The sequence below is a fragment of the Mycobacterium sp. SMC-16 genome (assembly GCF_046250085.1).
GTDB classification, from domain to species: domain Bacteria; phylum Actinomycetota; class Actinomycetes; order Mycobacteriales; family Mycobacteriaceae; genus Mycobacterium; species Mycobacterium phocaicum.
In genome coordinates this window covers 2,524,497-2,537,264 of the sequence record NZ_CP176427.1, presented here as the reverse complement: position 1 = coordinate 2,537,264, position 12,768 = coordinate 2,524,497, and the positions used below count along the sequence as shown (strand labels likewise).

General features: G+C 66.6%; 13 protein-coding genes. 5 read left to right on the top strand and 8 right to left on the bottom strand.

Annotation, left to right across the window (positions count from 1 at the left end; all coding sequences use genetic code 11):
- Positions 1-19 precede the first annotated feature (19 nt).
- The gene (locus ACJEIK_RS12270) at positions 20-985 is read left to right on the top strand and encodes a DMT family transporter (RefSeq protein WP_082761791.1); all 966 of its coding nucleotides are present in this window, start codon (positions 20-22) and stop codon (positions 983-985) included.
- Here the strand turns inward: ACJEIK_RS12270 and ACJEIK_RS12265 are convergent.
- The 4 genes from ACJEIK_RS12265 to ACJEIK_RS12250 all read right to left on the bottom strand — a co-directional run bounded on the left by ACJEIK_RS12265 (position 876) and on the right by ACJEIK_RS12250 (position 3,938).
- Complete coding sequence (locus ACJEIK_RS12265) at positions 876-1,748, bottom strand: phosphatidate cytidylyltransferase (RefSeq protein ID WP_204158296.1); 873 nt, start codon at positions 1,746-1,748, stop codon at positions 876-878. The genes ACJEIK_RS12270 and ACJEIK_RS12265 overlap by 110 nt on opposite strands.
- Positions 1,749-1,769: 21 nt before the next feature.
- A complete protein-coding gene (frr, locus tag ACJEIK_RS12260) occupies positions 1,770-2,327 on the bottom strand; it encodes a ribosome recycling factor (protein ID WP_061001113.1) in 558 nt (185 codons plus the stop codon).
- Between the two features lie 39 nt (positions 2,328-2,366).
- Positions 2,367-3,122: a UMP kinase gene (gene pyrH, locus ACJEIK_RS12255; RefSeq protein WP_061001114.1), complete on the bottom strand. Its 756-nt coding sequence runs from the start codon at positions 3,120-3,122 to the stop codon at positions 2,367-2,369.
- Positions 3,123-3,248: 126 nt separating this feature from the next.
- Positions 3,249-3,938 (bottom strand): class I SAM-dependent methyltransferase, encoded by a 690-nt coding sequence (locus ACJEIK_RS12250; protein ID WP_061001115.1) that lies wholly within the window; start codon positions 3,936-3,938, stop codon positions 3,249-3,251.
- Between the two features lie 45 nt (positions 3,939-3,983).
- On the opposite strand from ACJEIK_RS12250, the gene ACJEIK_RS12245 reads away from it, so the two are divergent.
- Complete coding sequence (locus ACJEIK_RS12245; RefSeq protein ID WP_133425993.1) at positions 3,984-4,409, top strand: MarR family winged helix-turn-helix transcriptional regulator; 426 nt, start codon at positions 3,984-3,986, stop codon at positions 4,407-4,409.
- 6 nt (positions 4,410-4,415) lie between these two features.
- On the opposite strand, the gene ACJEIK_RS12240 is transcribed toward ACJEIK_RS12245, so the two are convergent.
- From ACJEIK_RS12240 to ACJEIK_RS12230, 3 genes are read right to left on the bottom strand one after another with little or no spacing between them, the layout of a single operon-like run.
- Positions 4,416-4,865 (bottom strand): DUF350 domain-containing protein, encoded by a 450-nt coding sequence (locus ACJEIK_RS12240; RefSeq protein ID WP_138248861.1) that lies wholly within the window; start codon positions 4,863-4,865, stop codon positions 4,416-4,418.
- A 19-nt stretch (positions 4,866-4,884) separates the two neighbouring features.
- Complete coding sequence (locus ACJEIK_RS12235; protein ID WP_061001117.1) at positions 4,885-6,048, bottom strand: glutathionylspermidine synthase family protein; 1,164 nt, start codon at positions 6,046-6,048, stop codon at positions 4,885-4,887.
- Entirely contained in the window at positions 6,048-6,620 is a 573-nt protein-coding gene (locus tag ACJEIK_RS12230; protein WP_061001139.1) for a hypothetical protein, read from the bottom strand. The genes ACJEIK_RS12235 and ACJEIK_RS12230 overlap by 1 nt, the downstream gene beginning before the upstream one ends.
- Before the next feature lie 826 nt (positions 6,621-7,446).
- On the opposite strand from ACJEIK_RS12230, the gene istA reads away from it, so the two are divergent.
- The 3 genes from istA to ACJEIK_RS12215 all read left to right on the top strand — a co-directional run bounded on the left by istA (position 7,447) and on the right by ACJEIK_RS12215 (position 11,564).
- Entirely contained in the window at positions 7,447-8,991 is a 1,545-nt protein-coding gene (istA, locus tag ACJEIK_RS12225; protein ID WP_109558051.1) for an IS21 family transposase, read from the top strand.
- 54 nt (positions 8,992-9,045) lie between these two features.
- A complete protein-coding gene (gene istB / locus ACJEIK_RS12220; protein WP_074360265.1) occupies positions 9,046-9,801 on the top strand; it encodes an IS21-like element helper ATPase IstB in 756 nt (251 codons plus the stop codon).
- Positions 9,802-9,881: 80 nt separating this feature from the next.
- Entirely contained in the window at positions 9,882-11,564 is a 1,683-nt protein-coding gene (locus tag ACJEIK_RS12215; RefSeq protein WP_409431529.1) for a purine-cytosine permease family protein, read from the top strand.
- A 50-nt stretch (positions 11,565-11,614) separates the two neighbouring features.
- Here ACJEIK_RS12215 and ACJEIK_RS12210 read toward each other — a convergent pair whose 3' ends face one another.
- Positions 11,615-12,709 (bottom strand): substrate-binding domain-containing protein, encoded by a 1,095-nt coding sequence (locus ACJEIK_RS12210; protein ID WP_064858026.1) that lies wholly within the window; start codon positions 12,707-12,709, stop codon positions 11,615-11,617.
- Positions 12,710-12,768: the final 59 nt, after the last annotated feature.

The following is a 12,768-nucleotide window of genomic DNA, read 5'->3' as shown; positions in this document are numbered from 1 at the left end:
GAACACGCACCATGGCCCCATGCCACCCCGTCCCGCGTCGCTCCTGGCCTTCGTCTATGCACTGGGCTATCCCATTGGCGCCCTTGCTGTTTCGGCCCTGGCACCCATGGCGACGCTGGTGTTCCGGTTCGGCCTGGCGGCCGCGATCCTGACCACCTGGGCACTGGCCGCGCGTGTGAAATGGCCCACTGGCACGCGGCTGGTTCATGTCGTGATCAGTGGCCTGCTGACCCAGGCCGTGCAGTTCATCTGCCTGTACCTGGCGCTGATGCACGGCGCCCCCGCGGTGCTGGGTGCCGTCGTCATCTCGATGAACCCGGTCGCCACCGCGCTGCTGGCCGCCCTCTTCCTGGGCGAACGACTGACCGTCATGCGCGTCGCCGCCCTGATCCTGGGCGCGCTGGCGGTGCTGGCCGCGTGCGCCCAGCGGCTGCTGATGGTCGGTGGCGTCGACGCCGTGATCGTGTTGCTGGTCGTCTCTCTGCTGGCTCTGGCCTCCGGCGGCGTCTACCAGCAGCGGTTCTGCCGCGGCGTGGATTTCCGCGCCACCGCGGCGCTGCAGAACGCGGCGTCGCTGGTCCCGGTGGCGATCATGGCCGCCTTCATGCCGTGGACGGTGACCAACCTGCACACCGCGGTCCTGGCGGTGGGAGCCGTGGTGCTGCTCAACGCGACGTTGTGCATGACGCTGTACGTGCGGGCGATCGACCGCTACGGCGCCGCCGCGGTCGCCATGCTGTTCGCGGTCATCCCCGCGATCGCCGGCGTGCTGTCCTGGCTGTTGCTGGGCCAGCGTCCGGACCTCGGCGTGGTCGTCGGCCTGGTGCTCGGCGCGCTGGCGTGCTGGCTCAATTCGCGAGCCGTGGCACGGACCGTCAGGCCAGCAGCTCCAGCACCAGCCACGCCGCGACCCCAGACGGGAGAATCGAGTCGATCCGGTCCATCAGACCGCCGTGACCAGGCAGCAGAGTGCCCATGTCCTTGATCCCGAGGTCTCGTTTGACCTGAGATTCCACCAGGTCGCCGAGGGTGCCGGTGATGACGAGCATGATGCCGAGCGGTACGCCGACCCACAGCGGCCGGCCGGCCAGGAAGTGCACCGACAGCACCGAGACGGCGATGCTGAACAGCAGCGACCCGCTGAAGCCCTCCCAGGACTTCTTGGGGCTGATCGCCGGCACCATCGGGTGCTTACCGAACAGCACGCCGGCGGTGTAGCCGCCGATGTCGGAGGCCACCACACCCAGCATCATGCAGAACACCTGCATGGCGCCTTCGTGGTAGCCGCCGTGGTGCGGGTAGATCAGCAGCGCCGTGAAGGCGCCGAACAGCGGCACCCAGGCCGCCAGGAAGATGGTCACGGAGACGTCGCGGGTGTAGTTGACCGGCGCGGCTTTCAGCCCGCCCGACAGCAACCGCCAGATCAGACAGAGCGCGACCGTGGCGCCGAACGCGCCGAGCGCGCCGGCCTCCCGGAATGGCCAGGTCAGCCAGATCATGGCCTGGCCGCCGATCAACAGCGGAATCACCGGCACGGCGTAGCCGCCTTCACGCAGCCGCCGCACCACCTCGTGGGTGGCCAGGGCTATGGCCAGTGCCACCAGCGCCACCCACAGCTGCGGGGCCCACAACAACGTCGCGATGACGGTGCCGCCGAGCACCACGCCGACGGAGATGGCCGCGGGCAGATTGCGGCCGGCGCGCGATGTCTTCTTGGGCTCCCCGGGCGGAGCGGTGTCGGTGGTCACGAAAGTCACGGCTGGGAGGTGCTAGACCTCCAGCAGCTCGCCTTCCTTGTGCTTGACCAGATCGTCGATCTGGGCCGTGTAGGTGGCGGTGGTCTTGTCGAGATCCTTCTCGGCGCGCGCGACCTCGTCCTCGCCGGCCTCGCCGTCCTTCTTGATCCGGGACAGCTCGTCCATCGCCTTGCGCCGGATGTTGCGCACCGACACCTTGGCGTCCTCGCCCTTGCCCTTGGCCTGCTTGACCAGTTCCTTGCGGCGTTCCTCGGTCAGCTGCGGGATGGAGATGCGGATGACGCTGCCGTCGTTGCTCGGGTTGACGCCGAGGTCCGAGTTCCGGATCGAGTCCTCGATCGCCTTGAGCTGGCCCGCCTCGTACGGCTTGATGACGACCAAGCGCGCCTCGGGGACGTTGATGCTCGCCAGCTGGGTGATGGGCGTCATCGAGCCGTAGTACTCGATGTTGATCCGGTTGAACATGCCCGGGTTGGCCCGGCCGGTGCGGATCGACCCCAGGTCGTCACGGGCCACAGAGACGGCCTTGTCCATCTTCTCTTCGGCATCGAAGAGGGTTTCCTCGATCACTTCTTTTCTCCCGTCAGTCCCGCTCGCCCCGCCCCAGCCCTAGCTGGAGACCAGCGTTCCGATCTTCTCACCCGCGACGGCGCGCGCGATATTGCCTTCGGTCAGCAGATTGAAGACCAGCATCGGCATGCCATTGTCCATGCACAGGCTGAACGCGGTGGCATCGGCGACCTTCAGGTCGCGTTCCAACACCTCGCGGTGGGTGATGTTGGTGATCATCTGGGCGTCGGGCACCTCACGCGGGTCCGCGGTGAACACGCCGTCGACGGCCTTGGCCATCAGGACGACCTCGGCACCGATCTCCAGCGCACGCTGCGCTGCGGTGGTGTCGGTGGAGAAGTACGGCAGGCCCATGCCGGCGCCGAAGATGACGACGCGGCCCTTCTCGAGGTGCCGGCGCGCCCGCAGCGGGATGTACGGCTCGGCGACCTGCCCCATGGTGATGGCGGTCTGCACGCGGGTGTCGATGCCTTCCTTCTGCAGGAAGTCTTGCAGCGCAAGGCTGTTCATCACGGTGCCGAGCATGCCCATGTAGTCGCTGCGGGTCCGCTCCATGCCGCGCTGCTGCAGCTGCGCACCACGGAAGAAGTTGCCGCCACCGATGACGACGGCGACCTGGGCGCCGGCGCGCACCACCTCGGCGATCTGCCGGGCGACCAGCGCGACGACATCGGGGTCCAGACCCACCGCGCCGCCGCCGAACATCTCACCACCGAGCTTGAGCAGCACCCGCTGGTAGGCCGGCCGGATCAAACCGTGGCCACCGTTGTCTGCCTCGTTGTCTGGGCTGGCCATCAGACTCCTTCGGTCCCCACACGTCACAGCTGCCACGGCGATCGGCAGCGGCTCCATCCTGCCTCATGGCGATCGAGCCGGAGGCAAGGAGGGTGGAACCCGATGGGCGGACGGCCACCTGGCGGACTACCCCAGGTGCGCCTGCAACAACCACGCGCGAACCGACTTGAGTCCGTTCGGCTCGTCCCGGACGTCGACGTCGGCGAATCCCGTACCGGGCGCTCCCATCGTCCCGAAGCCCGCGGGCATGTTGCCGTGGATACGGGCCGGCGAGATGTCATCGATCACCCAGTACTTGCCGACGACGTCGCGCAGCTCGTCCTCGGTCACCGGGTTGGCCGGGCCGGCAGGCATGCCGCCGCGATCGAAGACCAGGACGAGGTACGTCGCGCCGGGAGCGGCGGCCCGCACGATGGAGCGCTGGTAGCCGTCCCGGAGCTCGACGGGCATGGAGTGGAACAGCGTGCTGTCGATGATGGTGCCGAAGCGGCCGTCGTATCCGGTGAAGTCGCTGATGTCGGCGACCGCGAAGCTGGCGTTGTGCGCGCCGCGGCGGGCGGCCTCGGCCCGGGCCAGTTCGATGGCGGTGGCCGACTGGTCCAGACCCACAGTGGTGAAGCCACGCTCGGCCAGGTAGATCGCGGTGGCGGCCTCGCCGCAACCGGCATCGAGGACGTCGCCGTGGACCTTGCCGGCGTCGATCAGCGCGGCGATCTCGGGCTGCGGCCTGCCGATGCTCCACGGCGGCCGGGCACCCATCTCGGGGGCCTCGCCGCGGTACGCGCTTTCGAACAGGGCATCTGTGGGTCTGGTCATACCTCCGGTCTATCAACGGGGTTGATATATGTCAATATAATTGACATGTTCGAAGGTGAAGAAGCTCCCCTGGGCTATCTGCTCAACCGGGTCGCCACTGCTCTGCGCGCCGAGATCACCGCCAATGTTCTCGACCCGATCGGCCTGACCTTCCCACAGTTCGTCTGCCTGCGGATGGTCGACAACCGGCCCGGCATGTCCAACGCCGAGATGGCGCGGTTCGTCGGGGTCTCGCCACAGGCGATGAACATCGTGGTGCGCGCGCTGCAGGACCGCGAGCTGATCACCCGGCCGTCGACCGTCGCTGCCGGACGGTCCCGGCCCACCGAACTGACCCGGTCCGGCCGTACCCTGCTGAGCAAGACGGTCGCCGGAATCCGCGCCGCCGACGACGCCCTGTTGGCCGACCTGAGCCCGGCCCAGCGCCGGCAGTTCCGCGAGACGCTGACGAGCCTGCTGCCGCCCGAATAGCGGCGATCAGAGAATCGCGGCAGCGACGATCAGGCCGAATGCCAGATACGAGGCCGCGACGTCGAGCACCACCGGGGAGAACTTCTCCTCGTGGAGCATCTCGCCGATGTCCAGGCCCTTGACAGCACCGATGAGGCGCACCGAAAGTGCCTGTGCGGCAATGCCGACCAGGCCGAAGACCAGGGTCTTGATCAGACCGGCCGCCAGGTCACCCGACGAGCTGTAGATGGCCAGCACCACGATGAAGGCCATCGACACCACACCGGAGGCCGCCACCGCCGCGGCATTCGGCCGCCCCGACCGGACCAGGTCGCGCAGCGGTCCCGGGGTGGTCCAGTCGATCACGAAGAAGCCGAGGATCATCAGCGCGCCGCCGACGATCGCGTACAGCGCGATGGCCGACGCGCCGTGCCCGACGATCGACCAGTAGTCGTTGCCAAGAGCGGTGAGGGTCATGAAGTTCGTTTCCTTCCGGTCACTGCGGGATGCGGTGGGGCACAAAGGCTGCGCCGTTGTCGGTGACCAGACCCGAGGTCTCGCGGATACCGAGTCCGGCCGATTCGTCGCCGACGATCCAGGCGCCCAGCGCGGGACGCATGTCGTCGAATTGCGGTAGCGGATCGAGCAACTGGTACACGTAGCCCTCTTCGCCGTACACGCCGCCGGTCTGGGTCTCGTAACCCGCGCCGACGATCGTGACGTTCGCCCCTTCGCGGCCGAGCTTGGGCTTGCGGACGTATTCGGTCAGCTCGTGCGGATCATCGATGTACGCCGGAAGCAGGTTCGGGTGCCCGGGGTACATCTCCCACAGCACCGCCAGGATGGCCTTGTTACTCAGCAGCGATTTCCACAGCGGCTCGATCCACATGGTCTCCGGCAGGGATTCGGCCGCGTACTTGCCGAATTCGTCGTCGAGCACCCATTCCCAGGGGTAGAGCTTGAACAGCGTCGAGATCGGCGCCTCTTCCAGGTCGACGAACCGCTGCAGGTCCCGGTCCCAGCCCAATTGCTCGATGGCCAGGCCGACGGTGTGCAGACCGGCCTCGGCGGCGCACTCCTGGAGGTAGGCCAGCGTCACGTTGTCCTCGCCGCTGGTGTCGGCGGACGACCAGGTGAAATGGGTTTCGTTGCCGGGCAACCGATCCTGGATTTCCTTCCACCGTTCCACCAGCTTCTCGTGCAGCGAGTTCCACTGGTCGTCGGCGGGAAAGACATCGGTCTTCCAGTACCACTGCAGGATCGCGGCTTCGAGCAGCGACGTCGGGGTGTCGGCGTTGTACTCCAGCAGAACCGGGGGCCGGCGCCCGTCGTAGCGCAGGTCGAAGCGGCCGTACAGGTGCGGGTCGCTACGGCGCCACGACTTTTCGATGTGCGGCCAGCTCCACTCGGGGAGCCCGAAGTCGCGGTAGCGCTCGGTCAGGACGATGTTCTCGACGGCTTCCAGGCACATCGAATGCAGCACCTCGACCGAGGCCTCGATCGAGAGCACCTCGTCCATCTCGAACACGTAGTGCACCGACTCGTCCCAGTAGGGCCGCATGCTGCCGTCGGCGCTCGTGGCGGGAGTGTCGAAACACATGCCCTGGTCGGCGATGATCTTCTGCCACCCCGGCCGCGGGGTGCTGCGTTCGCGCCGCATCAGCTGCCGGAGCTTCCACTGCTCGATGAGCCGAAGCCGCCGCGCGACACCGACGACCCCGACTTGGAGATGGAGGTCCCGGATTTCGTTGTGGCCGTGGTGCCTTTCGGCAGGGTCAGGGTGCCGCCGTGCGCGATGCTGCCGACGCCGCTGTTGGAGCCGCCGTAGTAATAGCGATACGACGATCCGGCGTAGAAGAACGTGCTGCCGCCCGAACTGTGCCCGCTGCTGCAGTAGCTGTCGGGCACCACTTCGTTGGTGCCGTCCTTGACGCAGGACGCACCGATCCGGTCGTCACGGTGGAAGATCGCGTAGCCGGCGGCGACCACCGCAACCACGCCGACGCCGACCGCCGAACCGATGAGAACCTTCTTGCCGGTGGCCGCACGCTTGCGCGCCTTCTCGGCCTTCACCCGCTCGATCTCTTCTTCGGCCTCACGCGCCTTCTGCGCCTTGTCTCGGGCCCGCGCCTCGGCGACACTCGGCTGCCGCGGCTTGGCCGTGGCCGGGTCCTGCCAGCGGACCGACCCCTGCGGGTCCTGCGGCGGCGGGGGCGGCTGAAATTGCGGAATCTCCGGGGTGGGATTCGGCGCGAGAGTCGCCGGAGGTACCGGCGGCGGGCTCGACTCGGACCCGGGCGCAGGCTCCGGCCCGCCACCTTGAGCCGACTTTTTCCACGGCTGCCTTTCAGCCCCGTTCTCGGGCCCGACAGTCATGCACACCCCCAATTGACGCAACCTGTGAGACAGCATAAGGCTGGCTGCCCGACAAAGCGGCCGTTGCCGCCGCTTCCGTGGTGCGGAAGTTTCCGTGGCGGCAGCCGTCCGGCCAGTGCCGGCAGCGGCGTGACGCCGCCCCAGCCGATCCCAGCGAGCTGACGCACGCCCGCGCCTTACCCGCAGATTTCCGGTTGTGAGCCCGGACACCGGCTTGCCGCGCGCGCGAACGCGCAGTGTAAACACGTAGTTTCCCGGCCGTAACGTTCCATTTGGACTACTGCCATATGGAAGTAACTGGTGCTAATTTCCGTTCGACCCGGCCGCTGCAGGTCGCGGACCGGTCCGGTCATCGGCGCCCGCATCCGACCTGCCTGCCTGATGCATTGCATCACTGGCGATTACGACGGATTCGACAGGAAACGCCTTCATGACTACCGAGCAATCCTTAGACGAAGTGCACGGCCAACCGATGGCCGCGGCCCGCGTCGGCCCGTGTGTCAGCGGTCACGTATTTCCCCAGGTTTGAGGGGTTGTCCGTCACGTAATTCCCCACCCTGGCTGTCACGTAATTCCCCACCCTGGGCGGTGTGTCTGCCTGGTGTGGGCCTCGTTTACCGGTTCGCTCTGCATCCATCTGATGGTGGATGGAAGGGCGCTGATGGCGAGGAGAAGTATCGTGATGCTCGATTTGGTCGAGTTGTTCACCCACTGGCACGCGGGCCGTTCGCAGGTCCAGTTATCGGAGTCGCTGGGCATTGACCGCAAGACCGTCCGCAAATATTTGGCTCCGGCGGTCGCGGCGGGTATCGGCCCGGGTACGGAGCCGCTGACCGCGCCACAGTGGTCGGAGCTGATCGGCGGGTGGTTCCCGGAACTGTCCGATCCTGCGGCGCGGGCGCTGACCTGGCCGCTGATCGAACCGCACCGGGACCAGATCAAGACCTGGCTCGATGCCGATGTCACGATCGCCACGATCGCTCAGCGGTTGCGGGACGAGCATGCGGTAGCGGTGTCGGAGTCCTCGGTTCGGCGTTGGATCGCAACACATTTCGCGGAAGAGGTGGCACGAGCGAAGGTGACCGTGCCGCGCGGGCCGGTCGAGCCGGGCAGTGAAGCGCAGATCGACTACGGTCGCCTGGGCATGTGGTTCGATCCCGCGGTGGGCCGCCGGGTGGCGGTGTGGGCGTTCGTGATGGTGTTGGCGTGTTCGCGGCACCTGTTCGTGCGCCCGGTGATCCGGATGGACCAAACCACCTGGTGCGCTTGCCATGTCGCGGCGTTCGAGTTCTTCGGCGGGGTCCCGGCCCGGTTGGTGTGTGACAACCTCAAGACCGGGGTGGACAAACCCGACCTGTATGACCCGAAGATCAACCGCGCCTATGCCGAGCTGGCCACCCACTACGGCACCCTGATCGACCCGGCGCGGGCGTTCAAACCCAAAGACAAACCCCGCGTCGAACGGCCCATGCAATACATCCGGGATTCGTTCTGGCGCGGCCGCCAGTTCGACGGGCTGCCCGCGATGCAAACCGACGCCCAGCGCTGGAGCATCGAGGTGGCCGGGGCGAGGTCGTGTCGGGCACTGGAGGGCGCGCCGCCGTTGCGGGTGTTTGAAGCGATCGAAGCCAGCGCGTTGATCGGGTTGCCGCCCAGAGTATTTGAACTGTCCACCTGGTCGATCGGCACCGTCGGCACCGACGCGCACCTCAAGGTCGGCAAGGCGTTGTACTCGGTGCCGTGGCGGCTGATCGGGCAACGCCTGCATGCCCGCACCGCCGGCGACGTGGTACAGGTCTTTCACGCCGATGCGGTGGTGGCCATCCACGTGCGCCGCCCATCGGGGCGCTCGACCGACTTCGCCCATTACCCGCCGGAGAAGGTCGCGTTCGCGATGAAAACCCCGACCTGGTGCCGGCGCACCGCCGAACTGGTCGGCCCGGCCTGCGTCGCGGTGATCGCCGCGTTCATGGCCGACAACGCCATCCACCATCTGCGCGCCGCGCAAGGAGTGCTCGGGCTGCGCGACAAACACGGCTGCGACCGGTTGGAGGCCGCGTGCGCCCGCGCCATCGCCGTCGGTGACCCGTCCTACCGCACCATCAAAGGCATCCTGGCCGCCGGCACCGAACACGCCGGCGACGAACCGCCCGCCAGCACCGGCGCGGCGGGGGCGTTTCTGCGTGGCCCCGACCAGTTCGGCACCGATACCGGCATCATCGCCTGATCGTCACCAATTCCACACTGCTGCAACATAATCAACCTTCAAAGGAAGCCCACCATGTCTATCTGTGATCCGGCGCTACGCACCGCGCTGCGCACCCTGAAACTGTCCGGCATGCTCGACACCCTCGATGCCCGGCTCGCCCAAACCCGCGACGGCGGCCTCGGCCACCTCGAATTCCTGCAAGCCCTCTGTCAAGACGAGATCGCCCGCCGCGAATCCGCCGCTCTCACACGGCGATTGCGCCGCGCCAAGTTCGAAGAACAGGCCACCTTCGAAGACTTCGACTTCACCGCCAACCCGAAACTGCCCGCCGCGATGCTGCGCGACCTGGCCGCCCTGCGCTGGCTCGACGCCGGCGAATCAGTCATCCTCTACGGCCCCGTCGGCGTCGGCAAAACCCATGTGGCACAAGCACTCGGACATCACGTAGCCCGCCGCGGCGGGGACATCCGCTTCGTCAAATGCGCCCGCATGCTCGCCGACCTTGCCGGCGGACACGCCGACCGCACCATCGGCCAGCGCATGCGCGAGTACACCCGGCCCCTGGTACTGATCGTCGATGACTTCGCGATGCGTGAGCACACCACCACCCAATCCGACGATCTCTACGATCTGGTCTCCGACCGGGCCATCGCTGGCAAACCCCTCATCCTGACCAGCAACCGCGCCCCCAAAGACTGGTACCCGCTGTTCCCCAACCCCGTCGTGGCCGAATCCCTACTCGACCGACTGATCAACACCAGCCACCAAGTCCTCATGGACGGACCCAGCTACCGACCCCGGAAACGACCCGGCCGCACCACCACCTAGACAACGCCCGCCCCGACCGGTAAGACCAACACGAGGCCCACACCTGGGGAATTACGTGACAGCAACCCCTGGGGAATTACGTGACCGACGACACGTGGTCCCGCTTTGTCACCTGGGCCAACCAGGACACCATCGAGGACTTCTCACTTCGCTACGCGCCCAAGTCTTTTCGCAAATGGTCACCGATGGCATGCGCCGTGGCCGCGTTGGGCGGCATCGCTTACCTCGCCGACTACTCGATCGGCGCCTCGATCGCCGTCACCCACGGCGCGGCCAGCGCGGTCGTCGCGATCCTGGTCGCCGCGGTCACGATCTTTCTCACGGGCATCCCGATCGCGTACTACGCCGCCAAGTACAACATCGACATGGATCTGCTCACGCGCGGAGCGGGTTTCGGATACTTCGGCTCGACCCTGACGAGCCTCATCTACGCCAGCTTCTGCTTCATCTTCTTCGCGCTCGAGGGCGCGATCATGGCGCAGGCGATGAAATTGGCGTTCGGCATTCCACTGGCGCTGGGCTACATCATCGGCTCACTGATCATCATTCCGCTCGTGCTCTACGGCATGACGGCCCTGGCCAAGTTCCAGGTCTGGACCCAGCCGTTGTGGCTGATCCTGTTCGTCGCCCCCATCGCCTTCATCGCGACGGCGGATCCGGCTGGCTTCCAGGGGTTCCTGAACTGGGCCGGCAACGGCGGCAGCGAACAGGTGACGGCCATCGGGGTCGGGGCGGGCGCCGGCGTGGCCTTGTCGCTCATCGCCCAGATCGGTGAACAGGTCGACTATCTGCGCTTCATGCCCGAGAAGTCGGAAACACCGCCACTGCGGTGGTGGGCCGCGGTACTCGCCGCCGGTCCCGGCTGGGTGATTCTCGGCGCGGCCAAGCAGATTTGCGGCGCCTTCCTGGCCTTCTACGTCGCGGGCAAGGTCGGTTTCGCGGCCGCCACCGAACCCATCGAGCAGTTCCTCGGCGGCTTCGGCTCGGTCATCCACAACGACGCCCTCGCCCTCGGGTTGGCCACGCTGATGGTGTTGCTGTCGCAGGTGAAGATCAATGTCACCAACGCGTATTCGGGCTCGTTGTCCTGGTCGAACTTCTTCAGTCGGATTCTGCATGTGCACCCGGGCCGGGTGGTGTACCTCGGCCTGCACATCGCCATCGCGCTGGCACTGATGCTCAGCGACATGTTCGCCGTGCTCAACACCATCCTGGGGTTCTACTCCAACGTCGCGATCGCCTGGATCGGTGCGATCGTCGCCGACCTGGTGATCAACAAGCCGCTGCTGAAGCTCAGCCCGTCTTACGTCGAGTTCAAGCGGGCCTACCTCTACAGCATCAATCCCGTCGGGTTCGTCTCGATGCTGGTGGGTTCGGTGTTCTCGATCCTGGCCTTCTACCACGCTTTCGGTGATTTCCTCGCGGCGTGGTCGCCGTACCTGGCGCTGACACTGTCGTTCGTACTGTCCCCGGTGATGTGCATCGCGACCAAGGGCAAGTACTACCTGGCGCGGCGCAATCCACTTCGCGAGGAGATCGAGAAGGAGCCGCTGTGGGCGGGTCAGACGCTGCTGGACGTCGTCGACCAGAAGCGGTACGAACTGCCGGACATGGTGCACGACTGTCCTTTTCACCATGGCACCGTGTCCTCGCTGACCTGCACGCTCACGAAGGACTGCCATGACATGTGCAAGAAGGACGGCTACACCGATGCCACCAGCACGGAGGAACTGAAGACTGCGGTTGCACCGCAGTCGAGCTGATGAATCGTCATGGCCTCGCCCTGATCACCGGGCGGGGCCATGACCATCGGTCAGGGCGTCAGCTCGGCAATCACATCGAATTCGAGCTGGTCGGCGCTGGCGAGGTACACCGGTTGACGAGTATGAGCACCACGCATGACGACCTCGCCGCGCGGGCCCTGGTACGCGACATTGGAGCGCGCCCGGTCGATTGCGGCGACCTCCAGGCTGCGGGCCGTCTGGGCCAGCGCGGTGAGCAAAAGCAGTCCCTCGTAACAGGATTCACCGATGTTGTTGAGTGCCGGGGCCGCACTGCCGAACCGTTGTTGATAGTGCGACCCGAAGCCCATGTTGACCTCCGTGGGCAGGCTCTCGAAGTAGCCGCATGCGGTGTACAGGCCGGTGGTGGCCCCACTTCCGCTGGCGCACAACACGTCCTCACCGATCATCAACGACAGTCGCACGACGCTCTGGTCCAGACCGGCACGGGCGAACGCGCGATTGAACGCCGCGTTGTCGGCGCCCACCATCAACACCAGCACCCCGTCGGCCTCCGAGCTGGCGATGACGTCGAGCATGGGCCGGAAATCTCGCCCGCCCAGCGGAACGAATGCCTCACCGACGAATTCGAGGCCCGATCGCCACATGTACTCCTTGGTCACGCGGGCGGTCTGCCGCGGCCAGATGTAGTCGTTGCCGACGATGCACCAGCGTTTCAGCCCGAGGTGCTCACGCAACCACGTCAACGCCGGAAACAGTTGCTGCTCTGGGGTTTCGCCCACCATGTACACCCCGTCGGTGCTCTCGCCGCCCTCGTAGAACGTGGTGTACACGTAGGGCACCCGGCCGGCCGTCTGCGGCGTGATGACGCGCCGCGCATTCGACAGGTGCCAGCCCACCACCGCGTCGATCTGCTGCTGGGCGACCAGGCGGCCCAGTTCGTCCGCCAGATCACGCAGCGGCGCCCCGGCGTCCACCGGATGAATCCGGACGGGCCGGTCCAGTATGCCGCCGGCGGCGTTGATGTCCTCGGCGGCGAGTTCGGCGCTCGCCTCGCACGAAGGTCCGAACATCCCGGCGGGCCCGCTCAACGGCACCACGAGCGCGATGTCGACCACATCCCGGTCGGGGCGCGCGGGAATCGTCGCGGGTTTCGGATTCACCATCACCTCACCTTGGGACACCGGCCCAGCCATGCCACTCCGATCGCGACGACCACGACGTC

Coding starts and splice junctions, on each gene's coding strand:
- ACJEIK_RS12270 (WP_082761791.1), top strand. CDS start 20: ATGCCACCCCGTCCCGCGTCGCTCCTGGCCTTCGTCTATGCACTGGGC.
- pyrH (WP_061001114.1), bottom strand. CDS start 3,122: ATGGCCAGCCCAGACAACGAGGCAGACAACGGTGGCCACGGTTTGATC.
- ACJEIK_RS12250 (WP_061001115.1), bottom strand. CDS start 3,938: ATGACCAGACCCACAGATGCCCTGTTCGAAAGCGCGTACCGCGGCGAG.
- ACJEIK_RS12245 (WP_133425993.1), top strand. CDS start 3,984: ATGTTCGAAGGTGAAGAAGCTCCCCTGGGCTATCTGCTCAACCGGGTC.
- ACJEIK_RS12240 (WP_138248861.1), bottom strand. CDS start 4,865: ATGACCCTCACCGCTCTTGGCAACGACTACTGGTCGATCGTCGGGCAC.
- ACJEIK_RS12235 (WP_061001117.1), bottom strand. CDS start 6,048: ATGCGGCGCGAACGCAGCACCCCGCGGCCGGGGTGGCAGAAGATCATC.
- istA (WP_109558051.1), top strand. CDS start 7,447: ATGCTCGATTTGGTCGAGTTGTTCACCCACTGGCACGCGGGCCGTTCG.
- istB (WP_074360265.1), top strand. CDS start 9,046: ATGTCTATCTGTGATCCGGCGCTACGCACCGCGCTGCGCACCCTGAAA.
- ACJEIK_RS12210 (WP_064858026.1), bottom strand. CDS start 12,709: ATGGTGAATCCGAAACCCGCGACGATTCCCGCGCGCCCCGACCGGGAT.